Below are 25975 nucleotides of genomic sequence, written 5' to 3'. Positions count from 1 at the left end.
TGGCCCGCATGCTCGCTTCCACCGAACTCGCCCTGTACCGCCGGCTCGCGCGGGAGCAGGCGTCCTCCCGCACGCCGTCCCTCCTCGCCGCCGTGGTGCGCGACGGGAACCTCGTGTGGTCCGGCGCGCGCGGCCGCGTCGGCTCCGCGCGCCCCGACGACGACACGCAGTACCGCCTCGGCTCGATCACCAAGACGATGATCGCCACGGCCGTGCTGCGCCTGCGCGACGAGGGCCGGCTCGAGCTCACCGACCCGATCGAGAAGCATCTGCCCGGCACGGCGTTCGCCACGGCGACGGTGGCGCAGCTGCTCTCGCACACCTCCGGCCTCACTTCGGAGTCGCCGGGCCAGTGGTGGGAACGCACGCCGGGCGGCGACTGGGCCGCGCTCGTGGCGAGCCTCGACAAGGACGCGACGAAACTGCGTCCCGGCTTCAAGTTCCACTACTCCAACGTCGGCTTCGGCGTGCTGGGCGAGCTCGTGGCTCGCCTGCGTGGGAAGCCGTGGTTCGACGTCGTGCGCGAGGAGATCCTCACGCCGCTGGGCATGACCCGAACGACGCCGCACCCCCAGGGCGCGCACGCCGAAGGCTTCGCCGTGCACCCGTTCGCCGACGTCCTGCTGCCCGAGCCCTCACCCGACGCCGGCGCGATGGCCCCGGCCGGCCAGCTCTGGTCGACGGTCAAGGACCTCGGCCGCTGGACCTCGTTCATCGGCGGCCACACCGGTGGCGTGCTGAGCGAGGACACCGTGGCCGAGATGCGGACGATGAACACCGTCGACGACGCCGAGGTCTGGACCACAGGCTTCGGCCTCGGCGTGATGGTGGTTCGCTACGAGGGCCGCCACCTCGCGGGCCACACCGGCTCGATGCCCGGCTTCCTCGCCGCGTCCCTCGTCGACGCCAACACCGGCACCGGCGCGCTGTGCCTCACCAACGCCACCGCGGGCGTCGGCATCACGCAGCTGACCCTCGACCTGCTCACGATGACCGACGAGCTCGAGCCCGCGCTGCCCGACGAGTGGGAGCCGTCCACTGTGGACCCGGCACTGCTCGCGCTCACGGGCCTGTGGCACTGGGGCCCGACGCCGTACCACCTGCGAGTGCTCGGGTCGGACCTCATCTCGCTCGACCCCGCCAACGGCGGCGGGCGCGCGTCCCGCTTCCGGTCCACTGGCCCGGACACCTGGCTCGGCCTCGACGGGTACTACGCCGGCGAGACCCTCATCGTCGGACGCGACGCGTCGGGCACGGCGAACCACCTCGACCTCGCGACGTTCATCTTCACCCGCACCCCGTACGACCCCGCCGCGCCGATTCCGGGCGGTGTCGACGAGAACGGGTGGCGCTGAGCGTTCCGGCCTGGGTGTGTCCCGTTCGCCGGGAGCGGCCGGGGTGTCCGATTCCACATGTCGGACACCTCCCCACCGCATTGAGCAGGCGCATCCCGACCTGAGAGACTGCCCACATGACCGACGCAGCGGAGTTGAGCATCCCCGAAGACCTCAAGCCGGCCGATGGGCGCTTTGGTTGCGGACCGTCCAAGGTCCGTGACGAGCAGCTCGCCAAGCTGGCTGAGTCCGGCCACACCTACCTCGGCACATCGCACCGCCAGAAGCCGGTGAAGTCGCTGGTCGGGCGCGTGCGCGCGGGGCTGTCCGAGCTGTTCTCCCTGCCGGAGGGCTACGAGGTCATCCTCGGCAACGGCGGCACCACCGCGTTCTGGGACGCCGCCGCGTTCGGGCTCGTGCGCGAGCGCGCGCAGCACTTCACCTACGGCGAGTTCTCCTCGAAGTTCGCGAGCGTCACGAACAAGGCGCCGTTCCTCGCCGACTCGATCATCGTGAAGGCGGACGCGGGCAGCGCGCCCGACATCGCGTACGAAACCGGTGCCGACCTCGTCGGCTGGGCGCACAACGAAACCTCGACCGGTGTCGCGGTGCCGGTGCGTCGCCCCGAGGGCAGTGACGGCGCGCTGGTCGCGATCGACGCGACGTCCGGCGCCGGCGGCCTGCCGGTGAAGGCCGAGGACTTCGACGTCTACTACTTCGCGCCGCAGAAGTCCTTCGCGTCCGACGGTGGCCTGTGGATCGCCCTCGCGTCGCCGGCCGCGGTCGAGCGCATCGGCGAGCTCGGCGGCGGTGACCGCTGGATCCCCGAGTTCCTGTCGCTCACCACGGCGCTGGACAACTCGCGCAAGGACCAGACGTACAACACCCCGGCCGTGGCCACGCTCTTCCTGCTCGCCGACCAGATCGAGTGGATGAACGGCCAGGGCGGGCTCGCCTGGACGACCGCGCGCACGCAGGACTCGTCGAACCGGCTCTACGAGTGGGCCGAGAAGACCTCCTACACCACGCCGTTCGTGAAGGACCCGGAACTGCGCTCGCAGGTCGTCGGCACCGTCGACTTCGCCGACGAGGTCGACGCCGCCGCTGTGGCCAAGGTGCTGCGCGCCAACGGCATCGTCGACACCGAGCCGTACCGCAAGCTGGGCCGCAACCAGCTGCGCATCGGCCTGTTCCCGGCCATCGACCCCGACGACATCACGAAGCTCACGCAGAGCATCGAGTACGTCGTCGAGCGGCTGGGCTGAGCTCCGCACCGCTGAGTTCCGCACACGACGGGCCCCTCTCACTCCGGGAGGGGCCCGTCGTGCGTTGCGCGACGAACACAGAACACCACTCATTCGTGACGGAACGTGGTCGGCGTGTCCCACGGGCTCCCGGTGAGCGGGCCCGGGAGGATGACGGAGACCGTCGCCAAAAAAGGTGACGGTTGGGTGATGCATCGGCGCGCCTCGCACGTCAAGCCGACGCGCCGTTCTAACGTGAGCACCCACAAAGGTGAAGATCGGGGAGGCGAGAAATGCGGGCGCTACGGGTGGTCGGGCTGCACGAGGACGGCAAGTCCATCGTGCTCGAGGACCCGGCGAGCCGTACCCGCTTCCTGCTCCCGGCCGATGAAACACTGCGAGCGGCGGCTAGGGGGGACATCGCCCGGCTGGGCCAGATCGAAATCGAGTTGGAGAGCCAGATGCGGCCACGCGAGATCCAGGCGCGAATCCGCGCCGGCGAGTCCGTCGAACAGGTCGCGAGCGGCGCCGGCGTCTCGGCGCAGCGCGTGGAACGGTACGCCTACCCCGTACTGCTGGAGCGCTCGCGCACGGCCGACCTCGCCCAGAGCGCCCACCCTGTCCGCGAAGACGGGCCCGACGTGCAGACGCTCGGTGAGGTGATCGCGTACGCGTTCGGCGTCCGTGGCCACGACTACAGCCAGGCCCGCTGGGACTCCTGGCGTGGCGACGACGGCAAGTGGGTCGTCGTGCTGCAGTGGAAGGCCGGGCGCTCCGACAACCGCGCCCACTGGTCCTTCTCGCCCGGCGCCCACGGCGGCACCGTGCACGCCCTCGACGAGAACGCCGAGGTGCTGCTCAACCCCAACTCCTACCGCCCGCCGCGCACGGTCCGCGCCCTCGACCCGGCGCGTGACGCCGTCGTGCAGCCGACGCTGGATTCGGCCGAGGACGAGCGGCTGGCGATCGAGGCGCCCGCCGAGCCGCACGAGGAGGACGACGACACCCGGGAGATCCCGCGCGTCCCGTCCGACGACGAGGCCGCCGACGACGACCAGCCGCGCGCGAAGCCCAAGAAGAACCACCCCATCGTGCCTTCGTGGGAAGACGTCCTGCTGGGCGTGCGTTCCCAGCGCGGCTAGTCCCCGAGGAGCACGGCCAGCGACTTCGGCGCGACCAGCCGGTAGGCGTCGCGCACGATGTGGTCGATCTCGGCCCAGTCGACGTCCACGTCGAGGCGCACGCCGAGCCAGCCGCGGTGCCCGACATAGGGCGGGCGGAAGAATCGTTCCGGCTCGGTGCGCACGAGGTCCTCCTGCGCACCGGGCGGCGCCGGGCACCAGAAGGCCAGGCGTCCGTCGTCGTGGTGGTGGTTCGCGAACGTCACGAACGTCTTCTTGCCGCGCACGAACCACGTCGGCTCGCCGTGGCTGAGCCGTTCGGTGGACTCGGGCAGCGCGAGGCACAGCTTGCGCAACTCGTCGAGGGGCGCCATCGGGCCAGTATCGGCCGGTCAGAGCACGATCGCCAGCACACCCAACCACGCCGCGATGATCCCCGCGCCCGCGCCGTACACCGCCCACCGCACGATCGGCAGCCGCCGCCCGAGCCACAGCGACGGCCCGATCCCGGCCGTCACCACGACCGACGCCACCACCGCGATCCACGCGCTCGTCTCGCGTGCGAGGGTTCCCGCCAGCGCGAGCATCGCCACGGCGACGAGCACCGCGGCGAACGCCGACACCGTCAGCCCGGTCAGCCAAGGCGTCGGCTCAGTCGCGGCTCCAGGCATCCCACGCCGCCGCGCCACCACGCGCGCGGGCGGGTCGATCACCGTCTCGACGCCGGACACCGGATCCACGAACCGCACCGTCGTCCCCATCACCGTCGCCAGCCGCCCGGCCAGCTGCCGCCCCCGCTGCGACACGACGGACGTCGCGACCTCCGCGTCGCCCCCCGCCCGCGACACCGCCGACGCGACGCGCGCCCACTCGTGCAGCGCCTGCGCCAGGTCCGGCCCGATCGCCAACCGCCGCGGGTCGACTTCGCGCGCACCCTCGCCACCCGGGCCTGCGAGCACTGCGCGCTCGCCCCGGATCCGCAGCTCCACTGACGTCCTCCCGCTGGGCATTTCCCACCCGCAGGTGCCTGCCGTCGAACGCGACTGCGTCTGCCCGCACCTGCCCGCAGCAGCGTAAGCCCCGCGAGCCTCCCGGCGGGACCGGCACCCGGCGCGGAAAGCGCCCGAACTCAGAGCCGCGCGTCGAGCAACTCCTCCACCGCCACCGGCGTGCCGCCCCCGCCGCCATCACACGCTGTGCTCGGCGTCGATCGGGTGCGCCGAGTTCGCGAACCCGGCCGCAGGGGCCTCGAAGTCGTCGGACTCCATGCCCAGATCAACAGCCGGCGAAATCCGGCTCACCCGAATGTTGATCACCGCGCGAAAATAGCCGCGCAGGCCCGCCGATGCCAAGGGTTGCCGCGCGGGCGAGGCCGGACGGACCAACGTCGTTGACCGATCGACATCTCCGCCGGTGGTTACCGGCGCGAAATGGGTATCCCGGAAGGGTGAGCACCTCCACGCGTGGCGGCGACCTCGTGGAACGCGACCGCGGCGGCGGTGGCGACGTTCAGCGAGTCGACGCCCGGCACCATCTCGATGCGCACGGCCAGATCCGCCGCCGTGATCGCCTCCTCGGTGAGCCCGGGTCCCTCGGCGCCGAGCATCAGCGCCACGCGCTCGCCGACCTTCTCGCGCAGTCCGCGCAGCGGAACGGATCCCGGCCGCGGTGTGAGCGCCGCCACGGTGAAACCGCTTTCCCGCAAGAGGTTCAGTCCGTCGGGCCACCCGTCCAGCGGAGCGAAGGGCACGCGGAGCACGTGGCCCATCGACACGCGCACGCTGCGCCGGTACAGCGGATCCGAACAACCCGGCCCGAGCAGGACACCGTCGACACCGAGCGCGGACGCGTTGCGGAAGATCGAACCGAGGTTCTCGTGGTCGCCGACTCCTTCGAGCACGGCGAGCACCTGCGCCCCGGCGATGATCTCCGAAACCGCGGGCGGCGCCGGACGATCGGCCACCGCCAGCACCCCGCGGTTGAGGTGGAACCCCACCACGGAAGCCATCGTCTCCGCCGAAGTCACATACGCGGGCGCGTCGACGCCGGAAAGGTCGAGGTCACGCACCCGCCGTTCCACGCCGAGCAACGCTCGCACGGGGTACCGCGAAGCGAGCATCCGCTCGACCACTACGGCGCCTTCCGCGATCACGAGTCCCCGCCCACCGGGACGGTCCGGTCGCCGGTCCGCAGTGGACAAGTCGCGGAAATCGTCGAGCCGGGGATCTTCGGGATCCTCGGTGAAGATCAGTTCAGCCACACCGCACAGTGTGACATCCGCATGCCGGGACCCTGCCCGGTACAAAGCTGGTCCGAACGACCGGATAACTCTGGTACGAATGGGCCATTTTTGCGCACAGTCAACCCCCCGTGACGGAGAGCACCAGTTTGGCCGCTAGCCCGGATGCGCCGCACTGTGCGACCGTGGGCGGCCTGGCAGTCCCCGCCCGGACACCTGCGGACAGCAGCCAAGGAGCGCGTCAGACATGGGTACCGATCTTTCGGCGAAACCGTTCGACCAGCTGGACCGAGGACGGTACCGCCGCAAGGTCCAGCGCTGTCTCGACACGCTCGCCCGGATGCTCACGGACGGCAGCTTTTCCTTTCCCCGCAAGAATATCGGGCTCGAGGTGGAGCTGAACCTCGTCGACGGGCAATTGCGCCCGTCGATGACCAACACGGCGGTGCTGGAAGCGCTCGACGACCCGTCGTTCACCACTGAACTCGGGCAGCACAACCTCGAGCTGAACGTGCCGCCGCGCCCGCTCGCCGGCGATTCGGCTCTGCAGCTGGAAGACGATCTGCGCGCATACCTCGGCAAAGCATCAGCCAAGGCCACCGACGCCGGTTCGACACTCGCGATGATCGGGATCCTGCCGACACTGCGTCAAGAACACTTCGATCAGAAATGGCTCACCAACAACGCACGGTATTCGTCGCTGAACGACCAGATCTTCGCCGCGCGCGGTGAGCGAATCGCGCTTTCCATGGACGGCGCGGCGCTTCCGGGCGAACAGCCGGAAAGGCTGCGCAGTTTCGCGGAATCCATCCTGCCGGAAGCCGCGTGCACGTCGGTTCAGCTGCATCTCCAGGTGGCGCCTGAGGAATTCGCCGCGCACTGGAACGCGGCGCAGTGCCTCGCCGGCGTACAGACGGCGCTGGCCGCCAACTCGCCCTTCCTGCTGGGCAAGGCGTTGTGGCACGAGACGCGCATCCCGCTGTTCCAGCAAGCCACCGACACCCGCCCGGAAGAGCTGAAGAACCAGGGCGTCCGCCCGCGGGTGTGGTTCGGCGAGCGGTGGATCACGTCGATCTTCGACCTGTTCGAGGAGAACGTGCGGTACTTCCCGGGCCTGCTGCCGCAGACCGACACGGAAGACCCGATCGAGACGCTGGAGTCGGGCCAGGCGCCGAAGCTCACCGAGCTGCGCATGCACAACGGCACGATCTGGCGCTGGAACCGGCCGGTGTACGACGTCGTCGACGGCCTGCCGCACCTGCGTGTCGAGAACCGCGTGCTGCCGGCCGGGCCCACGATCGTCGACATCGTGGCCAACGCCGCGTTCTTCTACGGCGCCCAGCGTGCGCTGGCCGAGCAGGAACGCCCGGTGTGGACGCAGATGTCGTTCCAGGCCGCGGAGGAGAACCTCTACGCGGGCGCGCGCAAGGGCTTCGATGCGCAGCTGTACTGGCCGGGCATCGGCTGGATCCCGCCAGACGAGCTCGCGCTGCGCGTGCTCCTGCCGCTCGCCCACGAGGGCCTGCGCCGCTCCGGCGTGTCCGACGAGGCCCGCGTGAAGTACCTCGGCGTGATCGAACGGCGCTGCCTCGCGCGGCGCAGCGGCGCCGCCTGGCAGCGCGACTACGTGCTGCGCGCGCAGGACCGCGGCGCCGACCGCGAGACGGCGCTCAACCGCATGCTGGGCCGCTACCTCGAGCTCTCGGCCGCCGGCGAACCCGTGCACACCTGGTCGCTCACCGACTGAGTACGAGCCCCCGTCCGGCCTTAGGGTGGCTGGAGCAGGTCTCAGGCAGGCAGGGGAACAACGGTGCCGAAGGTACTCGGCGGCTCGCTCGAAGCGCACCGGCGCGAGGTTCGCGCGCGGGTGTTCGAGGTGCTGCGCGCGCAGCTGTACGAGCGTGGCTTCGACGCGATCACGCTCGCCGGCGTCGCCGCCGAGGCCGGGCTGGGTCGGACCGCGCTGTACAACCACTTCCCCGACAAGGAAAGCCTGCTCGTCGCGTTCGTCGAGGACGAGGCGGCGCGTTACGTCGAGCGGCTGCGCGCGGCCGTGGAAGCCGAGACGGACCCGATCGCGCAGCTGGCGACGTTCGTCCGGCTGCAGCTGCACGTGCTCGCCGAGCACCACCTGCCGCCCGGCGGCGCGCTGGAATCGGCGCTCGCGCCCGCGGCCTACCGGCGCATCAGCGCCCACGCCGACCCGATCACCGGGCAGCTGCGCGCGGTACTGCTCGCGGGCGTCGGCGCCGGCAGCTGGCCCGCGCAGGACGTGGACGTGGTGGTCCCCATGATCACCGCGGCACTGGGGACACGGCAGGTGATCGACGTGCCCGCCGAGCGGCTGGCCGGCGTGATCGAGGCGGCCGTGCAGTTCGTCTTGCAGGCCGTCGGTTCGAGTGAACTTCCGGATCACGGTTCAATTTAGGGTAGCCTAAGCCCCCATCGTGGCCTACGCTCTATCTGACAGCTTGTCAGAAAGAGAGGTGCCGCCATGTCGGTGACCACTGAGCTCGAAGCCCGGCCGTTCTCCGGACAGCTGCGGGAGTCGACCAGGGGCGTGCACGACCGGGCCAACCACTCCACATACATGAACGCGCTGCTCGGCGGCGAGCTCTCGCTGGAGGGCTACACGCAGCTCGCGATCCAGTACTACTTCATCTACCAGGCCATCGAGCGCGTCAGCGACACGATGATCGATGACGCCGTGGGCCGCGAGTTCGTGTTCGACGAGCTGCGCCGGCTGCCCGCGCTCGAGCGCGACCTCACGCGCCTCGCCGGGCCGGCCTGGCGCACCGAGATCCGGCCGCTCGCCAGCACGGAGGCGTACGCCGCGCGCATCGCCGAAGCGTCGGCGTGGGCCGGCGGGTACGTGGCGCACCACTACACGCGCTACCTGGGTGACATCGCGGGCGGCCAGATCATCCGGCGGCTGCTGGAGAAGAACTTCGACCTCGCCCAGGCGGGTTCGCTGTTCTACCACTTCGACGAGATCGGCAGCGCGCCCGCGTTCCGCGACCGCTACCGCGCGAAGCTCGACGCCGCGCCGTGGGACGACGACGCCCGCGCCCGGGTGATCAACGAGACACTGGTCGCCTTCGAGCACAACGTCGCCGTGTTCGACGAGCTGGCACTCGGCCTGGACCGCTACCGGCTCGCCTGACGCCCGGGCGGATGAGGCTGATCACAAGAAGTTGACCTCCAGTTTGGTGGAGGTACAAAGCTCGGTTTCGCACAGTGCCCACCCGGGTACGCAGTGGCCGAACGAGTGGGTCCACCCAGTGGCACGGAGGCCGCCCCCGGTCGCCGCGAACCCGGGTGTGCTACTAGGTTCGGTAGTAGGAACTTGTGTCGAAGACTGAAGGAGGGCCAATGGCCCGGTACAACCTGCCCGATCTCGACTACGACTACGGCGCTCTCGCGCCCCACATCTCCGGTCAGATCAACGAGCTGCACCACAGCAAGCACCACGCGACCTACGTCAAGGGCGCGAACGACACGCTCGACAAGCTCGCGGAAGCGCGCGAAGCCGGCGACTTCGGCAACATCGTCGGTCTCGAGACCACGCTGGCCTTCAACCTGGCCGGCCACGCGAACCACGTCGTCTGGTGGAAGATCCTTTCCCCGGAAGGCGGCGACAAGCCGACCGGCGAACTGGCCGCGGCGATCGACGACGCGTTCGGCTCCTTCGACAAGTTCAAGGCGCAGTTCACCGCCGTCTCCACCACGATCCAGGGCAACGGCTGGGGTGCGCTCTCCTGGGACCCGATCGGCAAGACGCTGATCACCCAGCAGCTGCGCGACCACCACAACAACCTGATCCTGCCGACCACGCCGATCCTGCTGGTCGACGTGTGGGAGCACGCGTTCTACCTGGACTACAAGAACGTGAAGCCGGACTACGTCAAGGCCCTGTGGAACATCTTCAACTGGGGTGAGATCAGCAAGCGCTTCGACAACGCCGTCGCCGGCGGCAACGGCCTGCTGCTCGGCTGAGCCTGCCATCTCGGCAAAGCGGGGTTCTCCTTCTCGGAGGACCCCGTTTTTCGTTTCTCGCTTGACTTCGAGTGCACTCCAGGTGTGAGGCTGGGGTCATGGACGTCGACGCCTACCTCGCCCGCCTCGACCTCGCGTTGCCCGCCAAGGCCGACCTCGCGGCCCTTCGGCAGTTGCAGGAGCGCCACCTCGAACGCGTGCCGTTCGAAAACCTGAGCGTGCACCTCGGTGAACCCATCGAGCTGACCGAGGAAGCGCTGTTCGACAAGATTGTGCGCCGCCGGCGCGGCGGCTTCTGCTACGAGCTCAACGGGCTCTTCTCGGCCTTGCTGCGCGAGCTCGGCTTCGACGCCGCGTTGCGCGGCGCGCAGGTTTTCACCGACGAGGGCAAGCCCGGGCCGCCGCTGGACCACGCGGCCGTGGTCGTGGAGCTCGACGGCGAACAGTGGCTGGTGGACGTCGGTTTCGGCCGCTTCAGCCGTGGCCCGCTGCGCCTCTCGGCCGTAGAGGTCCAGGCCGATCCGGACGGTGAGTTCCTCTTCCTGGACGCCCCGTTCGGCGACGTGGACGTGGTCATGGACGGTGAGCCCGTGTACCGCTTGGAGGCGCGCACGCGGCCGCTGACGGACTTCGTGCCGATGGCGTGGTGGCAGTCGACGTCGCCGCTTTCGGGCTTCACCCGGCGGCTCACGTGCTCGCGCCCGACGTCTCAGGGCCGCGTGACGCTGTCGGGGAACCGGCTGATCGAGACGGTCGACGGCGTGCGCAACGAGCTGCCGCTGGGCACAGACGACGCCGTGCGCACCGCGTACCGCGTGTACTTCGGCCTGGAGCTCTCGCGGCTGCCGACCCCACCAGGTGAGTACCCCTTGACGGAGCCCGCGGCCGACCCGACCATGAACCCGTCCTGAGCCGGTGAAGGACGCTTTGCCCAAGACCCTCGTATATGAACGGAGCCCCGCTCCTGGGGTTCCCAGGTGCGGGGCTCCGTCCGTTCCCGAACTGACTGCCGCTCCCACCACGAAGCGGACGTGTATGAGGTTAGCCTAACCTCAGCAGCTCCGGCAAGCCCCCTCTTGCGGAGACCCACCTCTCACTCGTCCGGGTGAGGGCGTGAAAAGTCCCCGAAAAACGTGAAAGGCACCCCGGCGAACCGAGGTGCCCTTCGAAGCCGCAGGTCAGACGCGTTCGCGTTTGAGCACACGCAGGCCGTTGCCGAATCGGCGCACGGGCAGCGAGACGCCGCCGCGCCGGATGAGCACCAGCGCGCACACCACGGCGGCGATCAGGGAGATCGCACCGCCGATGTAGAACGGCGAGCGGCCGCCGAACGCGTCGGCCATCCAGCCGGTCATCGGACCGCCGATCGGGTTGCCGCCGATCAGCACCAGCACGTAGATGCCCATCACGCGGCCGCGCATCTCGGGCGAGACGGACGTCTGCACCAGCGCGTTGGCCGTGTTCAGGAACGTGATGGTGGCGAAGCCGAGCGGGATGAGGCCGAGGCCGAAGGTCAGGTACGTCGGCATGAACGCCGTGACGAACTCGAACAGGCCGAGCAGCGCGCCGGAGATCAGCATGAGCCGCACGCGGGGCCGGCTCTTGATCCCGCGGCGCGCGGACAACAGCGCGCCCACGAAGGTCCCCACGGCGACCAGCGTGGACAACAGACCGTAACCGTCGGCCTGGGTGTGGAAGACGTTGGCGGCGACGATCGGCAGCGACGTGAAGTAGGTGATCCCGAACGTGCTGACGAAGAACATCAGCACCATCACCGTGACCAGGTCGGAGCGGTGGCGCACGTAGCGCAGGCCCTCCATGAGCTGGCCCTTCGCGCGGGGGATCGCGGGGCCGCGGAAGAGCTTGGCGGGGTTCATCATCGCCAGCCCGGTGACCACGGCGATCGTGCTCACCGCGTTGGCGATGAAGAGCCAGCCGGTGCCCACCCAGGTGATCGCGAACCCGGCGATGGCCGGGCCGACGATGCGCGCCAGGTTGAAGATCGACGAGTTCAGCGCCACGGCGTTGGCGATCTGGTCGCGGCCCACCATCTCGGCCACGAACGACTGCCGCGTCGGCACCTCCATCGCCGAGGTGATGCCGAGCATCATGCACAGCAGGTACACGTGCCAGATCTGCACGACACCGGTCAGATTCAGTACGCCCAGCAGCGTCGCCTGCAAGCAGTTGACGCTCTGGATGAGGATCAGCAGCCGCCGCTTGTCCACGCGGTCCGCGATCACGCCGGCCTGCAGCGACAGCAGCAGTGTGGGCGTGAACTGGAACGCGACGGCGATCCCCAGCGCGACCGGGTTGTTGCCCGAGAGCTGGAACACCAGCCAGTCCTGGGCGATGCGCTGCATCCAGGTGCCGACGTTGGAGATGACCTGGCCGGTGAAGAACAGCCGGTAGTTGCGCACGCGCAGCGACGCGAACATGCCCTTGCCGCGCTTGGGCTCCGCGGGTCTGTCGGGTTCGGCCGGTTCCTTGCGCACGTGATCGGCGCCGTCGGGCAGGCTCGGGGTGCGCTGCGCTGGGGTGCCGGGTGGTCCGGACGCGGGCGGGCTGGCCGGCTGTGGCGCCGTGTCCCGGGTAGCAATGGTTTCGGTCGTACGCTCTGCTTCGCTACCCGTGGTCGCCACCGGTGTTAGTTCCCCGCCATCCTGTCGATGATCTCAGCGGCGCGGGAGAGCACTTCCAGCTCTTCCTCGCCGAGTTCGGCCAGTTGCCGATCCAGCCACGCCTCCCGGACGGAAATGGCCTTCTTCACGTAGGCCATGCCGCTGTCGGACAGCTCGACGATGGCCTGCCGGCCATCGGTCGGGTGCGGGCGCCGCTCGACGAACCCCATCTCCTCGAGCGCGGCGATGACCCTCGTCATCGAGGGCGGCTGGACGCCTTCCTTGGCGGCAAGCTGACCAGGCGTCAGCGGGCCGCACTTGTGCAAGGTGGACAGCGCCGCGGTCTGCGTCAACGTCACGTCGTCGCCCACGCGCTGTGCCCGGAGCCGGCGGTTGAGCCGGACCACCGCGAGACGCAGGCGGCTCGCTAGGGAGCGCTCATGCGTGTCGCCGGACATATAGTTAGCTTACCTCACGAAAATGGCGCCGAAGGGTGAACCCCGCCACCCTCCGCGATCACGCTCAGCTCAACGCCGCCTGGATCGGACCCACCGCGAAGTAGGCCACGAACGCCACCGCGATCACCCACATCAGCGGGTGGACCTGGCGGGCCTTGCCGGTGGCGGCGCGGATGACGACGTAGCTCACGAAGCCCGCGCCGATGCCGTTGGCGATGGAGTAGGTGAATGGCATGACGACGATCGTCAGGAAGGCCGGCAGCGCGATCGAGAAGTCCGTGAAATCGATTTCGCGGACCTGTCCCATCATCAGCGCGCCCACGACCACCAGCGCCGGCGCGGCGGCCTCGACGGGCACGATCTGGTAGAGCGGCGTCAGGAACATGGCGGCGAGGAAGAGCACGCCGGTGACGACGTTGGCGAGGCCTGTGCGCGCGCCCTCCGCGATGCCGGAGGCGGACTCGACGAAGACGGTGTTGGAGCTGGCCGAGCCGAAGCCACCGGCCGCGCCGGCGAGGCCCTCGACGAACAGGGCGCGCCCGACGTTGGGGAGCTGGCCGTCCTTGCCGATCAGGCCGGCTTCCTTGCCGAGGCCGGTCATGGTGCCCATGGCGTCGAAGAAATCGGCGAGCACGAGCGTGAACACGAGCAGCACGACGGTGATGATCGGCAGCCGCGTCCACGCGCCGAAGGACACGTCGCCGACCAGCGACAGGTCGGGGATGCCCAGAACGTTCGACGGAAGCGCCGGGTAGCCGAGGTTCCAGCCCTTGGGATTTGTGCCGTTCGACGGCCCGGCCTTCACGATCGCCTCGACGACGATGGCCAGCACGGTCGAGCCCAGCACGCCGATGAGGATCGCGCCCTTGACCTTCTTCGCCACGAGGATCGCGGTGAGCAGCAGGCCGACCACGAACACGGCCGTCGGCCAGGAGGCGACCGAGCCGTTGATGCCGAGGCCGACCGGGACGGTCGTGTGCGCGTCGTCGGGCAGGCGGCGCACGAAACCGGCGTCGACGAGCCCGATGAGGCAGATGAACAGGCCGATGCCGACCGCGATCGCCGACTTGAGCGCCGGCGGCACCGCGCGGAACACGGCCGTGCGGAAGCCGGTGAGGACCAGCAGGACGATGATCACGCCCTCGATCACCACCAGGCCCATGGCCTCGGGCCAGGTCATCTGGGGTGCGAGCGTGACGGCGAGCAGGCTGTTGAGGCCCAGACCGGTGGCGATGGCGAACGGGTAGTTGGCGATCAGGCCCATCAGGATCGTCATCACACCGGCGACCAGCGCCGTCACCGCGGCCACGGCCGGCACGGGCAGGATGTGGCCGAGCACGTCGGCATGGGCCGAGGGCGTGCCCGCGGCGAAGCTGCCGATGATGAGCGGGTTGAGCACCACGATGTAGGCCATGGTCACGAACGTGACGACGCCGCCGCGGATCTCCCGCCCGGCCGTGGAGCCGCGTTCGGTGATCTTGAAGAACCGGTCCAGAGTGGACACGGTCTCCCGCTCGCGCTGATCCGTCATGCCGTGCCCCTGTCTTGCTCGCTGCTGTCGTGCTCGTTCCGTGAACGCCCGGGGGTACCCTTCACCACGTGGATGAACCGATCAATCCCGCGGAGGTTACGGGCTCGTTGCGGCACACGCCGGACCTGCCCAAGCGCCTGACCGACCTGACCCCGGTGGTGATCGTAGGTACCTCGCTGTGGGCCGTCGCGCTGGTGGTGCTCTTTTTCGTCGCCGACGGGGTGTGGGTGTGGACGGCGTTCGCCGGGATCGTCCTGGGGTTCATCGGCTTCGGCATCATCTTCTGGCAGCGCGCGGCGGCCCGGCGGGGGTCAAAGTCGGCGCAACGTCTCTAGTTCGGCGCCACGTCTCCAGTTCGGCACCGCGGCTCCAGTTCGGTGCAACGGCTTGGTTCGACACAGCGCCTCTAGTTCAGGAACGTGTGCGGCGCCGGGTCGTCGAGCAGTGCGGTGATGCGGTAGCGCTCGGCCCAGTGGTCGGTGGCCCAGGCGAACGCGCGGGCCAGACCTTCCGACGTGTCGGCGGCGTGGAGCCGGTTGTCCTCGTCCGACCACCACGGGACGTCGGCGGTGGTGCCATCGACGGTCACGGTGAGCGCGTCGTGCAGCAGCGGGCCGCCCTCGGGCACGGTGAGGCCGAGCTGGTCGGCGACGAGGCGGATCGCGGGCAGGTCGGCCCAGGCCACGTACTCGCCGGCGCTGGTCACCTCGTTCGGCAGGGCGCCGGCGAGAGGGACGTCGAGCAGTTCGGCGAGGCGTTCGGGGTCTTCGGGGGCGGCGACGATCTTGGTCGCCGGCAGCGCGGACGCCGGCCACGGGACGTCGAGGACCACGGCTTTGTCGGCGTCTGCCACGCTCGCGTCGGCCGTGCGGACGCGGACCGGGGCGTCGAGGTCGTCGACGTCCACGGGCGATTGCACGAGCGCGCGGTGGGCGCGCGCGGCGAGGCCCGGCGTGAGCGTGCGGGCGGGGTCGCCGAGGCGGTCGAGCAGATCGGTGACGTCTTCGGCCGTCGCGAGGTCGAGCGTGGTCCGGACGCCGGCGGCCTGGAGCAGCTCGACGGTGAGCTCGAGGTCGGGCACCTCGTCGTAGAGGCCCGCGAGGTCGGCCGCGGCGGGCAGGCGCCAGGAGCCGGGGGCTTCGCCGGCGAGCAGGGCGTAGCGGGCGAGCCACCAGCCCGCGTGGCCTTCGGGCGTGTGCAGCGCCTGCCACGTCTCCGGGCGCGCGGCGATGAGGCGCAGCGCGGCGGGCCAGGCGTCGTCGGCGACGAGGTCGAGGTCTCTGATCGCCAGGACAGTCGTCGGTTCGGCCGAGTCCCACCACGTGTCTTCGTCGGGCAGACCGTGGTCGGGCTCGTGCGGCTCTTCGTCGCGGACGACGGCGAACGAGTCGAGCACGCCGACCGCTTCGAGTGTCGGCTGTGGCCAGTCCTCGGCGAACTCCTCGTCGAGAACGGACAGGGCACCGTCCTCTTCGAACACTTCAGGGTCGAACACGTCGAGAAGAGGAGACGAAGGCAGCACGAGCTCGTCGGCCCGGCGCCAGCCGTCTTCGGACGGGAGGGCGAGCGCACCGGCCCACTCCGGCGCGTCGTCACCGCACTCCGCGATCAGCCGCAGCACGGCGCCCGCGAGGTTCATCCCGTCCAAACCGGACCGGACGTCCTCCACGCTGCGTTCCACGGCGTACTGCACCTGCTCGGCTTCGAGCAGCTGGCGGGCGTCGGCGTGCTTGGCGCCCAAGCGTTCCAGCAACGGGTGCGCTGCGGCGGGGTGCACGAGCCGCAGTCCCGGAACGTCCACATCGGACAGGAGTTCGAGCAGCTCGTTTGACCCGTCGAGCAGCAATGTGCCGCGCGCACCGGGCAGCGTGCGTCCGTCGGACAGCGGCACCGGGAGCCCGTCGAGCTGTGCCGGCGACACGTCGTGCGTGTCCACGGCCACGGCGAGCGCCGCGTACAGCCGGTGCCACCAACCGGGTTCACGGTCGATCCCGGTGAGCACCTCCAGCACGTCCTCGACGCCGATCGCCTGCGCCGACACGGGCTTCAGCGCCCGCGCCGCCCCCGCCGGCGCGGCCACCAGGCCCGGCACGAGGTCGGCCAAGAGTGGCGGTAAGTCCGGCACGTCGACGTCGAGCACCTTCGCCTGCCGGCCGGACACCTCCTTGTTGTCCATTGTGGACAGCCATGGCTGCGTCGACAGCTCGGCGAAAACCTGATCTCTCAGCTGCGCATCCACTGTGGACCGCGGGAATCCGGCCTGGGGCACCAGCACGAACCGATGCTCCTGCGGCACAGCCCTGACGAGCCCGACGTATTTCTTCGCCGCCGCTGCGATCGCCTCGTCCAGCGCCGCCCCGGGCAACGCCCTCCGCCGCGACGGCTCCAGCGGCACGGGCGCGATCAACCGCGCCGGCAGCGACAACGCCTCATCCGTCGGCGTCGGCGCGTGCAACACGTCTTCGCCCAGCGGCTGCGGCACCCCGTCCGCATCGATCGGCACGGCCCAGCCCTCGTGCGTCAGCCACCTTCGGCTCTTCTCGGGCCCGGCGATCTCCACCTGATCCGTGCCGGTGCGCGTCCAAACGCGACCGTCCACTTCAGCCTCACCCAACCACGGCAAGGCGAGCAGAAGGTCGGAAATCTCTTCCTGGAGGGCGTCGAGCAGCGCCTTCCCACTCTCCGGCTCCCGCAGCGGCAGCCGCACCTCCGTGTCGAACCCCTCCGGCGGAGCCTCCTCGGCAGGCCACGGCAGCCTCAGCACGGGCACATCCCCGTCCCGCCCGGCCGCCTCCCGCGTGCGCTCCGCGGAGAACCGCACCCCACCTCGCGCCGAAACGACCCGCGGCTCGTCGGACACGGTCAACACCGCGGCAAACCCGACGCCAAACCGCCCGACCGTGTCCAGCCGATCCTTCGCCGACGCCCGCAACGACGCCAACGACTCCACACCGCGCGTATCCAGCGGCGCCCCGGTGTTGGCGAACCTCAGCTCACCGTCCACAACGGACACCCTGACCCGGCCGGGGGTCTCGGCCGCCTGCGCCGCGTCCGCCGCGTTCTGCGCCAGCTCCACGAACAGCCGATCGCGATACGCCCCAACCCTCAGATCGCGCTCGGCGTTGGTGTCCTCCACAAACCGCGTCGGCGAGTCCCGCCACGCGCGCAACATCGCCTCGCGCAGCCGCCCCGTCCCGAACGGATCCGCCCCCACGCCCTCACTCACCGGGGGCCGTCACCACTCTCAGCACCCAGGTCACCCTCGCCGGCCTGCACCTCGGCGGCCTGCACCTCGGCGGCGCGGTCCGCTTCGCCAACCTGTCCAGCTTCGGCGGCGTGGACTGCTTCGCCGGCTTCGACGGCTTCGGCGCCTTCGCGCGCTTCAGCGGCGTTGGTGGCTTCGGTCGCGTTCGTTGCGTCGGCGGGTTCCGCAGAATCGCCGGCAGCTTCCTCGAACGACTCCGCAGCCGACTCCTCGACCGTCGCCGCTTCCGGCGCCGCGCTGTCCGCGATCTCGTCTGCCGCGGAAACCGCCTGGGCCTCGGGCACCGCAAGGTCGGCGACCGCTGTGGTTTCCGCGCCCGCGCCATCCTGCGCTGCCGGCTCAGTGGCAGCGTCCTCAGAAGCTCCGGCGTGAACCTCGCCGGCCGGTTCCGAACCCTGCTCAGCGGTGTGATCAGCCCACAACCCCACCGCTTCCCAAGCCGCAGCAGCCGGCTTAGCGGGGGCAGCGGCCTCGGGCTCCGAGGTCACAACTGCGGAATCCTCAACCACATCGGCCGCCGGGGCAGCGGCGGGCTCAGCCGCCTGATCCGCCTGCGGCTCCGCAACTTCAGCGACCGAGTCAGCAGGCGCTTCTTCCACGGCCGACTCAGCAGCAGTCTCAACCTCAGCGGCCGGGGCAGCCGCAGCCACCGCATCGGCGGCGGGAGCCGCCTCCGAGGCCGCAGCCGCCGCGGCCGACTCGGTAGAGGCAGCCACCTCGGACTGCGAGGTCGCAGCCGCGGTCTCGGCGGCTGCATCCGGCGCAACCGGAGCCGACTCGGCCAAGGTCACCGAAGGCTCGGCGGCCGGTCCGGTGGCGGGAGCTGCCGCAGAAACCGGGGTCGCCGCAACCGGCTCGGTTGAGGCAAGCGCCGCAGGCTCCGAGGTCACAGCCGCGGCGTCGGCAGCTGCATCCGGAGCCGGAGTGACCGCAGTCGGTTCGGCGATCGAGTCGGCCGAAGCCTCCGCGAGCGACTCGGTGGCGGGAGCCGCCTGCGAAGTCGCAACTTCAACGGCCGAGTCCGCAGGCGCTCCTTCCACCGCCGGCTCGGCAGCCTCGACCTCGGGCAAGGCAGCCGGGGGCAACCCCGCCGCTTCGGAGGCGGAAGCCGCCTCCGGTGCAGAGGTCGTCGCTGCCGGTTCGGCCGAGGCAATCGCCTCCGGGTCCGCAGTTCCAGCCTCGGTCGAGGGAGTCGCCGTGGCCGACTCGGCAGAGACAGTCGCCTCAGGCTGCGAGGTCGCGGCCGCAGTGTCGGCGGGAGCCCCCGGAGCCGGGGCCGCCGCAGCCGGCTCCGCAGAGACAGTCGCCTCGGGCTGCGAGGTCGCGGCCGCAGTATCGGCGGGAGTCGCCCCCGGAGCCGGGGCCGCCGCGGTCGGCTCGGTGATCGAGTCGACCGAAGCCCCGGCGTCCTGTTCTGCGGGAGCCGCCGAGGGAGCTGAGGTCGTCGAAACCACCTCGGCTTCCGCCGGCACAGCCGCGGTGTCGGAATTTGCTTCCGGTGCCGGGGCAACCTCAGTCGGCTCGGCGACGGCGATCGAGTCCACCGCATCGGCGGCCGGCTCGGCAGAGACCGTGGCCGCGGGCTGCCCGGCGGCGGTCGTGTCCGAAGAAGCGGCCGAAGCCGTCTCCGCGGCCGCGTTCGTCGCGAGGGTTTCGGCGGCCGGGGTGATCCCAGCCGACGCAGTCTCCTCAAGCGCCACCTCAACAGCGGCAACCTCAGCAGCAGCCTCCGGCTCCACCGTCGCCACGGTGGAAGCCTCTTCAGCGGCAGCCGACGAAGCCTCCTCCGACGAAGCAGCAGCAGCCGCCGGCGAGGCCTCAGGCTCAGCATCCGAAACGAAGTCGATCAACGAGTCGTCATAAACCAGTTCCGCCACCGGGATCGACGAGGTGATCTCCACTTCCACCTCGGAATGCGCCCCGCACCCGTACTCGACGTCCACCACGTGGCCGTCGGCCGGGGCGATGTCGTTGGTGCACACCCCGAACGCGCCGCGCAGAGACCCGGCGAGCGGCACGAAAAACCCACAGGAGCCGCAAGTCGCCGGAGCACTCCGGGCCATGTCGGAGCGCGGGCCGAACTCGCCGCCGTGCCAGCGGGTGGCGGCGTCCTGGCGGCCGTAGCGGGACAGGACGTGGACGCGGCCCAAGCCGACGTCGTGGGCGACCTCTTCGACGGCCGGGTCGTCGGACAGCAGGTACGCGGGCGCGAGGCGCGGGTCGTCCTTGTCGGTGGGGAAGATGTCGCCCACGCCGAGGTCGCCGGCGCGCACGCGTTGCTCCCAGGGGACCCACGTGGGTGCGACCAGGGAGTCCGGGCCGGGCAGGAGGGCGAGCTCGCTCACGGTCACCGGCTCGTCCAGGCCGGCGACGGCGACCGTCACGGCCCAGCGCCAGCCGCGGTAGCCGGGCACCGACGCCTCGAACAGGTGGGTCGCCGAGACGGCGTCCTCGGAGGTCACGCCGACGTGCTCGCCGACCTGCTCGGCCGGGGCGTCCGCCAGCACAGCTTCGCGCGCAAAGTCTTCCGCGTCCGCGAGCTTCCGCTGGATAGAGCCGTCGTCCAGGGTCAACAGCAACGTCATGACGCCAATTGTGCCGCACGCATCCGCGCCGCCCGTGCCAGGCTGTTCCCGTGCGCACTCCCCCCACGCGAACCCGGTTGATCTGGCCGCTGCTGGCGGTGGCCCTGCTCGGCGGTTGCGCCGGCACGCAGGCGACACAACCCTCGCCCGAAGACCTCACTGTGCAGGTGCTGCAGACGCTGCCGCACGACACGTCGGCCTTCACCGAGGGCCTCGAGTTCGCCGGCACGACGCTGTACGAGAGCCGCGGCCTCTCCGGCGAGTCCGCGCTCACCGCCGGCCCCGCCGGTCAGACGTCCACCACGCGCGTGGCGCTGCCGTCGCCGCTGTTCGCGGAGGGCATCACGATCCTCGGGCCCAAGCTGTGGCAGCTGACCTGGCAGGACGGCTTCGCCATCGAACGCGATTCGAAAACCTTGGCGGAGCTGCGCCGCGTGCCCTTCAACGGCGAGGGCTGGGGCCTGTGCCACCAGCCCAGCGGGCGTCTGGTCATGAGCAACGGCACCTCGCAGCTCACGTTCCGTGACCCGCAGACGTTTGCGGTCACCGGGAGCGTCGACGTCGGAGTGGACCAGCTCAACGAACTCGAGTGCGTCGGTGACACCGTGTACGCGAACGTGTGGAAAACCGGCACCATCCTGCGCATCGATTCCAAAACCGGACACATCACCGGACGCATCGACGCCGGCGGACTTCGCACCCCGGTCAACCCCGGAGAAGACGTGCTCAACGGCATCGCGGCCGTCCCCGGCACCGACGAATTCCTCGTCACGGGCAAGCTCTGGCCCGCGATGTACCGGGTGAAGTTCGTACCCGCCGGCGCCGCCGGGACACAGAACGGCACGTGATCGGGCGGAACGGCACCCGGATGAGGCAGGATTGACGCGTGGCACTCTTCGGTTCGCACTCCGAACCCGACGGCACCTTCTCCGGGCGGTCGGGCAAGGGTCGCGGCCGGAAGTCCAAGCGCAAGTGGACGCCGGAGCCGAGCGCCGCCCAGGCCCGCTCCTGGCGCGACTCGCCGCAGCCCACCCACGTCGACCCCGCCGCGCACCCGGTCGAACCACCGACCCGGGGCGTCCCGGCGGAGCCCCCGACCCGGCGCGTCCCGGCCGACCCGCCGCGCGCCCGTCCTGAGCGATACGAAGAGCGGCACGAGCCCCGCGCCCGTCCTGAGCGATACGAAGAGCGGTACGAGCCCCGCCCCCGTCCTGAGCGCATCCCCGCCGAAGGCCGGGAGCCGCGCGCCCGAAGCCCGTTCTACGACGAACCCCGCACCCCGACGGCCGACGAGGCCCCCACCGGCACCGTCCCCCTCGGCCACCGGCCGCCGCCATCCAGGGGGGCGCGGCCGTACCCGCCGCAAGACCACCGCACCGAACCCGTCCGGCCACGCCAGGACAGTCCCCGGCCCGGCAGCGGCGAATACGAGCACTACGACACCGGCGGCTACGCCGGCGAGCCGCGCGTCGACCCCGAACGTGACGAAGAACTCCGCACCACCGCGGTCCCCGGTGCCGGCTCGATCCCGAAGCTGCCGAAGAAGATCACCGTCACGCGCGTCGCCGCGTTGCGCAGCCGGCAGCTGAGCGGACAGGCCATCGGCATGTTCCAGCGCGCCACCAAGGCCGACGGCGCGGACAAGTCGGGCCTCACGTCGCTGATGTACGCGGTGATGCTCAACTACGCCAGCGACGCCGCGATGGCCATCGCGCTCGCCAACACGCTCTTCTTCGCCGCCACCAGCGGCGAGAGCAAGGGCAAAGTGGCGCTGTACCTACTGATCACCATCGCGCCGTTCGCGCTCGTCGCGCCCGTGATCGGCCCGGCGCTGGACAAGATCCAGCGCGGCCGCCGGCTCGCGATGTGCGTGGCGTCGATCGGCCAGGGCCTCATGGCCGTGGTGATGGCGCTGCACTTCGACGACTGGCTGCTCTACCCCGCCGCGCTCGGGATGATGGTGCTGTCGAAGTCGTTCACCGTGCTCAAGGCCGCCATCACGCCCCGCGTGGTGCCGCCGGAGATCACGCTGTCGAAGACCAACGCGCGGCTCACGATCTTCGGCCTCGTCGCCGCAGGCGTGTTCGGCGGGCTGGCCAGCGGCGTCAACGCGATCAGCGGTTCCGCGGGCGCGCTGTGGTTCACCGCGTTGATCTGCGTGGCCGCGGCCGTGCAGTCGATGCGAATCCCGTCGTGGGTCGAGGTGACCGAGGGCGAGGTGCCCACGTCGCTGTCGGCGCGGCCCGAGCCGAAGCAGAAGAAACAACGCCAGCCGATGGGCCGCCACATCGTGGTCGCCTTGTGGGGCAACGGATCCGTGCGCGTGCTCACCGGGTTCCTCATGATGTTCGCCGCGTTCGCGGTGAAGGCGCAGACGGAGGGCACGGGCCACAGCCCGTTCATGCAGCTGCTCCTGCTGGGCATCATCGGCGCCGCGGCCGGAGCGGGTGGCTTCGTCGGCAACGCGCTGGGCTCGCGCCTGCAGTTCGGCGCGCCGGACCAGGTGATCGTGTGGTGCGTAACCGCGTGCACAGGTGTGACGCTCATCGCCACCCTCCTGCCCGGACTCGCGACGGCCGCGGTCGTCGGCCTCGTCGGCGCCACGGCGAGCGCGCTCGCGAAGATCAGCCTCGACGCCGTGATCCAGGAAGACCTGCCGGAGCAGTCGCGCGCGTCGGCGTTCGGGCGCTCGGAAACGGTGCTGCAGCTGGCCTGGTGCATCGGCGGTGCCGTGGGCCTGCTGCTGCCGCCGACGTACTGGATCGGCTTCCTCGTGGTCACGGTGCTGCTCGCCGTCGGCCTCACGCAGACCTATCTCGTGCAGCGCGGCGGTTCGCTGCTGCCGGGGCTGGGCGGAAACCGGCCACTGCGGCCCGAACCGACCGGCAGCTTCCCCGCGCAGGGTCTGCCGCGAGAGCGCCGGTAATCTTCGGACCATGCGACGTTCCCGATTGGTGGCCGTGCTCGCGGCCGGTGGTCTCGCCGTGGCCGGCTGCTCGGCGCCCGGGCCGGCCGAGGTGACGTTCTACGGCGATGGGCACACGATCAACGTCGGGCCCATCGGCAACTGCGACGTCAAGACCGGCATCTGCGCCGCCAACCCCGGCGCCGCGGGCACGCTGAAGCTGCGCCCGGGCAAGTCCGTGCAGATCTCCGTGCCGAAGGAGGTCGCGGAAGGTCCGTGGAAGGTGACGGTGCAGTTCGTCAACGGCAAGGGCCAGCCCCAGCCGTTGAAGGAAGACATCATCACCAGCGGCGACCGCTACGCCTACACCGCGACGCCGCCCACGAAGGACGACCAGATCGTGGTGGTGGAGATCGCGCAGGCCACCGTGGTCAGCCGCACGGGTGACCCCAACGATGCGGAGCCGATCACCTCGGCCCTGTGGTCGCTGCAGGTTCAGCCCGCCTGACGGCACGACGGGTGAAGGGCACCCGTCGAGATGCCCTTCACCCCAGCCTCCGACGCGGGTTTAGGGATCCAGGTCCCGGGCGACCGCGCGCAAGATCTCCGCGATCTGCTTGGTGTTCTTGCGATCCGGGTAGCGGTTGCGACGCAGGTCGGGCTGGACCTTCAGCTCGAGGAGCTTGATCATGTCCTCGATCAGGCCGTGCAGCTCCTCGGCGGGACGCCGGCGCGCTTCGGCGACCGACGGCGGCGGGTCCAGCAGCCGGACGGAGAGCGCCTGCGGCCCGCGACGGCCGTCGGCGACGCCGAACTCCAGTCGCTGCCCGGCCTTGAGCCCCTCGACGCCCTGCGGCAGCGCGGCCTTGCGGATGTAGACGTCGGCTCCGCCGTCCTGCGTGACGAACCCGAACCCCTTCTCCGCGTCGTACCACTTGACCTTGCCGGTCGGCACTTCCCTCACCAGTCCTTCTGCTGTGCTGCTCACGACGAACGCGCCCCGGGCGTACCCAGGGCGCGCGTCCGCTTAGCGTATCTCGCCACATGCCCTGGGGAGAAGCGGATACGGCCGTTACCCTCAGCGCCATGGACAACGCAGCAAAGCAGACCGCGGGCAAACCGATCCTCATGCGGATTGGGATCGGCCTGTTCGCCATCGGGCTGCTCGCCGTGCTGGCCGTGTTCATCATGTTCGCCGCCGGTCTGGAGAACCTGCCGGTGTGGCTCAGCGCGGTCGCCGGGGTGGTGACGCCACTGGGCCTGCTGCTCGGCCTGATCGCGCTGGTCCGCGAGGCGCGCGCCGGCAAGCACGGCTGAGCCTCAGAACGCGCCGGCGAACCACTCCGGGAACTGCGCCAGCGAGCCGAACACCACGTCGGCTCCCTCGGCGAGCAGTTCTTCCCTCGTGCACGGCCCGGTGGTGACGCCGACGGCGAGCGCGCCGGCCGCGCGGGCACCCCGGACGTCGCCGAGGTGATCTCCGACATACGCCCGCGCATCGTGCTCTTTGAGCGCCACGGCTTTCTGCGTGGACCACAGCTCGCCCACGAGCTCGTCGACCTCCAGCCCGAGCGCCTCGACGTGCAGGCGCGCGTTGGGCCCGTACTTGCCGGTGACCACGAGCGTGCGCCCGCCCGCCGCGCGCACGGCCTTCAGCGCTTCCGCCGCTCCTGGCAACGCGACGGTGCTCGGCACGACGAGGCCGGGGTACAGCGCACGGAACCGGTCCACGAGACCCGGGATCCGCTCCTCGGGCGCCTCGAAGCCGCGCAGGATGTCGTCGAGCGGCGGGCCGAGGTTGGCGGCGAAGTGCTCGCCGTCGAGCGACAGGCCCGACTCCACGCCCAGCGCGTTCATCGCCGCGACCATGCCCGGCCGCGGGTCGATCATTGTCATGTCCAGGTCGAAGCCCACGGTGATGCCCACGTCCGCCACGGTAGCGGGGACCACCGACAGAACCGCCCTGTACATCCGATCGTGGCCAGTAAACCTTCTTGACACGACCTCGATCTGTGTCAAGCTGGCGGTGTGACGAGCTTCACCGAGCGCACCAAGGCATCGCTGCGCGAAGCACTGCTCGACGCGGCCGCGGACCTGCTCCCCGACCGCGGCTACCAGGCGCTTCGCATGGCCGACGTCGCGGCGCGCGCCGGCGTGAGCAGGCAGACCGTCTACAACGAGTTCGGCAGCAAGGCGGCGCTCACACAGGCCGTGGCGCTGCGCACGGCGGCGGAGTTCCTCGACGGAATCCGCCGCCGCTTCGAGAACGCCGACGGGCTGATCCCCGGCATCCACGGCGCCGTCGTCTACACGATCGAGCACGCCCGCGAGAACCGGCTCGTCGCCGCCGCGCTCGGCACGGAGGCGGGCGAGGACCTGCTCCCCCTGCTCACCACCAAGGGCGAGCCCATCCTCACGGCCGCCGCCGACCTGGCGACCGAGCAGTACCGTTCGCTGGAGCCCCGCCTGTCGCAGAAGTCCGCCGCACTATTGGCGGAGACGGTGGTGCGGCTGTCCCTGAGCCACCTGGTGCTGCCGACGCACTCCGCGACCGAAGCGGCCGACGCCGTGGTGGCGGTTCTGGCGCCGGCGATCGAGAGCTTCCTGGCGGATTCGCCGACACGCTCGTCCACGAAATCGTCCACAGATTCGTCCACAACGGAGTGACACGAAAGG

The 25975-nt window shown here is 70.4% G+C and carries 24 protein-coding genes and 1 pseudogene; 14 read left to right on the top strand and 11 right to left on the bottom strand.

The window, feature by feature from the left end:
• Positions 1 to 8 precede the first annotated feature (8 nt).
• The 3 genes from AB0M56_RS26450 (at position 9) to sepH (ending at position 3720) form a co-directional block, all read left to right on the top strand.
• A complete protein-coding gene (locus tag AB0M56_RS26450) occupies positions 9 to 1355 on the top strand; it encodes a serine hydrolase domain-containing protein (protein ID WP_364180355.1) in 1347 nt (448 codons plus the stop codon).
• A 116-nt stretch (positions 1356 to 1471) separates the two neighbouring features.
• Positions 1472 to 2599 (top strand): phosphoserine transaminase, encoded by a 1128-nt coding sequence (gene serC / locus AB0M56_RS26445; RefSeq protein WP_364180354.1) that lies wholly within the window; start codon positions 1472 to 1474, stop codon positions 2597 to 2599.
• 272 nt (positions 2600 to 2871) lie between these two features.
• A complete protein-coding gene (gene sepH, locus AB0M56_RS26440) occupies positions 2872 to 3720 on the top strand; it encodes a septation protein SepH (RefSeq protein WP_364180352.1) in 849 nt (282 codons plus the stop codon).
• Here the strand turns inward: sepH and AB0M56_RS26435 are convergent.
• From AB0M56_RS26435 to AB0M56_RS26420, 4 genes are all read right to left on the bottom strand, one after another.
• Entirely contained in the window at positions 3717 to 4073 is a 357-nt protein-coding gene (locus AB0M56_RS26435; protein WP_364180350.1) for an MmcQ/YjbR family DNA-binding protein, read from the bottom strand. The genes sepH and AB0M56_RS26435 overlap by 4 nt on opposite strands.
• 18 nt (positions 4074 to 4091) lie before the next feature.
• Positions 4092 to 4688: a DUF2537 domain-containing protein gene (locus AB0M56_RS26430; protein WP_364180524.1), complete on the bottom strand. Its 597-nt coding sequence runs from the start codon at positions 4686 to 4688 to the stop codon at positions 4092 to 4094.
• 198 nt (positions 4689 to 4886) lie between these two features.
• On the bottom strand, positions 4887 to 5015 hold the full coding sequence (locus AB0M56_RS26425; RefSeq protein ID WP_364180348.1) for a hypothetical protein: 129 nt from the start codon (positions 5013 to 5015) through the stop codon (positions 4887 to 4889).
• A 101-nt stretch (positions 5016 to 5116) separates the two neighbouring features.
• Positions 5117 to 5959: an RNA methyltransferase gene (locus tag AB0M56_RS26420; protein WP_364180347.1), complete on the bottom strand. Its 843-nt coding sequence runs from the start codon at positions 5957 to 5959 to the stop codon at positions 5117 to 5119.
• Between the two features lie 226 nt (positions 5960 to 6185).
• Here AB0M56_RS26420 and AB0M56_RS26415 point away from each other — a divergent pair, with 226 nt between their 5' ends.
• From AB0M56_RS26415 to AB0M56_RS26395, 5 genes are all read left to right on the top strand, one after another.
• Positions 6186 to 7685 (top strand): glutamate-cysteine ligase family protein, encoded by a 1500-nt coding sequence (locus tag AB0M56_RS26415; protein WP_364180345.1) that lies wholly within the window; start codon positions 6186 to 6188, stop codon positions 7683 to 7685.
• Between the two features lie 63 nt (positions 7686 to 7748).
• Positions 7749 to 8366, top strand: coding sequence for a TetR/AcrR family transcriptional regulator (locus tag AB0M56_RS26410; protein WP_364180344.1), 618 nt, complete (start codon positions 7749 to 7751; stop codon positions 8364 to 8366).
• A gap of 66 nt (positions 8367 to 8432) precedes the next feature.
• Positions 8433 to 9101: a biliverdin-producing heme oxygenase gene (locus tag AB0M56_RS26405; protein WP_364180342.1), complete on the top strand. Its 669-nt coding sequence runs from the start codon at positions 8433 to 8435 to the stop codon at positions 9099 to 9101.
• A gap of 209 nt (positions 9102 to 9310) precedes the next feature.
• Positions 9311 to 9934 carry a superoxide dismutase gene (locus tag AB0M56_RS26400; protein WP_364180340.1) on the top strand — a complete coding sequence of 208 codons (624 nt, stop codon included), beginning with the start codon at positions 9311 to 9313 and terminating at the stop codon, positions 9932 to 9934.
• Between the two features lie 98 nt (positions 9935 to 10032).
• A complete protein-coding gene (locus AB0M56_RS26395) occupies positions 10033 to 10845 on the top strand; it encodes an arylamine N-acetyltransferase (protein ID WP_364180338.1) in 813 nt (270 codons plus the stop codon).
• 267 nt (positions 10846 to 11112) lie between these two features.
• On the opposite strand, the gene AB0M56_RS26390 is transcribed toward AB0M56_RS26395, so the two are convergent.
• The 3 genes from AB0M56_RS26390 to AB0M56_RS26380 all read right to left on the bottom strand — a co-directional run bounded on the left by AB0M56_RS26390 (position 11113) and on the right by AB0M56_RS26380 (position 14544).
• Positions 11113 to 12372: an MFS transporter gene (locus AB0M56_RS26390; RefSeq protein WP_220247182.1), complete on the bottom strand. Its 1260-nt coding sequence runs from the start codon at positions 12370 to 12372 to the stop codon at positions 11113 to 11115.
• 209 nt (positions 12373 to 12581) lie between these two features.
• Positions 12582 to 13013, bottom strand: coding sequence for a MarR family transcriptional regulator (locus AB0M56_RS26385; RefSeq protein WP_364180336.1), 432 nt, complete (start codon positions 13011 to 13013; stop codon positions 12582 to 12584).
• Between the two features lie 64 nt (positions 13014 to 13077).
• Entirely contained in the window at positions 13078 to 14544 is a 1467-nt protein-coding gene (locus AB0M56_RS26380; RefSeq protein ID WP_364180334.1) for an NCS2 family permease, read from the bottom strand.
• 107 nt (positions 14545 to 14651) lie between these two features.
• Between AB0M56_RS26380 and AB0M56_RS26375 the strand changes: the two genes are divergently transcribed.
• Positions 14652 to 14879 (top strand): DUF2530 domain-containing protein, encoded by a 228-nt coding sequence (locus tag AB0M56_RS26375; protein ID WP_220247183.1) that lies wholly within the window; start codon positions 14652 to 14654, stop codon positions 14877 to 14879.
• 71 nt (positions 14880 to 14950) lie between these two features.
• On the opposite strand, the gene AB0M56_RS26370 is transcribed toward AB0M56_RS26375, so the two are convergent.
• On the bottom strand, positions 14951 to 17716 hold the full coding sequence (locus AB0M56_RS26370; RefSeq protein WP_364180522.1) for a molecular chaperone Hsp90: 2766 nt from the start codon (positions 17714 to 17716) through the stop codon (positions 14951 to 14953).
• A gap of 1934 nt (positions 17717 to 19650) precedes the next feature.
• Positions 19651 to 20394, bottom strand: a pseudogene (locus tag AB0M56_RS26365) (DUF3027 domain-containing protein); the annotation flags it as partial.
• A gap of 50 nt (positions 20395 to 20444) precedes the next feature.
• On the opposite strand from AB0M56_RS26365, the gene AB0M56_RS26360 reads away from it, so the two are divergent.
• The 3 genes from AB0M56_RS26360 to AB0M56_RS26350 are packed head-to-tail and all read left to right on the top strand — an operon-like array spanning position 20445 to position 23807.
• Positions 20445 to 21242 carry a glutaminyl-peptide cyclotransferase gene (locus AB0M56_RS26360; protein WP_364180332.1) on the top strand — a complete coding sequence of 266 codons (798 nt, stop codon included), beginning with the start codon at positions 20445 to 20447 and terminating at the stop codon, positions 21240 to 21242.
• A 38-nt stretch (positions 21243 to 21280) separates the two neighbouring features.
• A complete protein-coding gene (locus AB0M56_RS26355) occupies positions 21281 to 23320 on the top strand; it encodes an MFS transporter (protein WP_364180330.1) in 2040 nt (679 codons plus the stop codon).
• Positions 23321 to 23330: 10 nt separating this feature from the next.
• On the top strand, positions 23331 to 23807 hold the full coding sequence (locus AB0M56_RS26350) for a DUF2771 family protein (RefSeq protein WP_220244599.1): 477 nt from the start codon (positions 23331 to 23333) through the stop codon (positions 23805 to 23807).
• 60 nt (positions 23808 to 23867) lie between these two features.
• On the opposite strand, the gene AB0M56_RS26345 is transcribed toward AB0M56_RS26350, so the two are convergent.
• Positions 23868 to 24254: a cold-shock protein gene (locus tag AB0M56_RS26345; protein WP_364180520.1), complete on the bottom strand. Its 387-nt coding sequence runs from the start codon at positions 24252 to 24254 to the stop codon at positions 23868 to 23870.
• A 131-nt stretch (positions 24255 to 24385) separates the two neighbouring features.
• Between AB0M56_RS26345 and AB0M56_RS26340 the strand changes: the two genes are divergently transcribed.
• Positions 24386 to 24616, top strand: coding sequence for a hypothetical protein (locus tag AB0M56_RS26340; protein WP_285972115.1), 231 nt, complete (start codon positions 24386 to 24388; stop codon positions 24614 to 24616).
• Positions 24617 to 24619: 3 nt separating this feature from the next.
• Here AB0M56_RS26340 and AB0M56_RS26335 read toward each other — a convergent pair whose 3' ends face one another.
• A complete protein-coding gene (locus AB0M56_RS26335; RefSeq protein WP_364180328.1) occupies positions 24620 to 25225 on the bottom strand; it encodes an HAD hydrolase-like protein in 606 nt (201 codons plus the stop codon).
• A 102-nt stretch (positions 25226 to 25327) separates the two neighbouring features.
• On the opposite strand from AB0M56_RS26335, the gene AB0M56_RS26330 reads away from it, so the two are divergent.
• A complete protein-coding gene (locus tag AB0M56_RS26330) occupies positions 25328 to 25966 on the top strand; it encodes a TetR family transcriptional regulator (RefSeq protein WP_364180327.1) in 639 nt (212 codons plus the stop codon).
• Positions 25967 to 25975: the final 9 nt, after the last annotated feature.

The organism is Amycolatopsis sp. NPDC051372 (genome assembly GCF_040682095.1).
Classification (GTDB): domain Bacteria; phylum Actinomycetota; class Actinomycetes; order Mycobacteriales; family Pseudonocardiaceae; genus Amycolatopsis.
The sequence above is the reverse complement of the archived record's forward strand: the minus strand, read 5'-3'. Positions and strand labels throughout refer to the sequence as shown.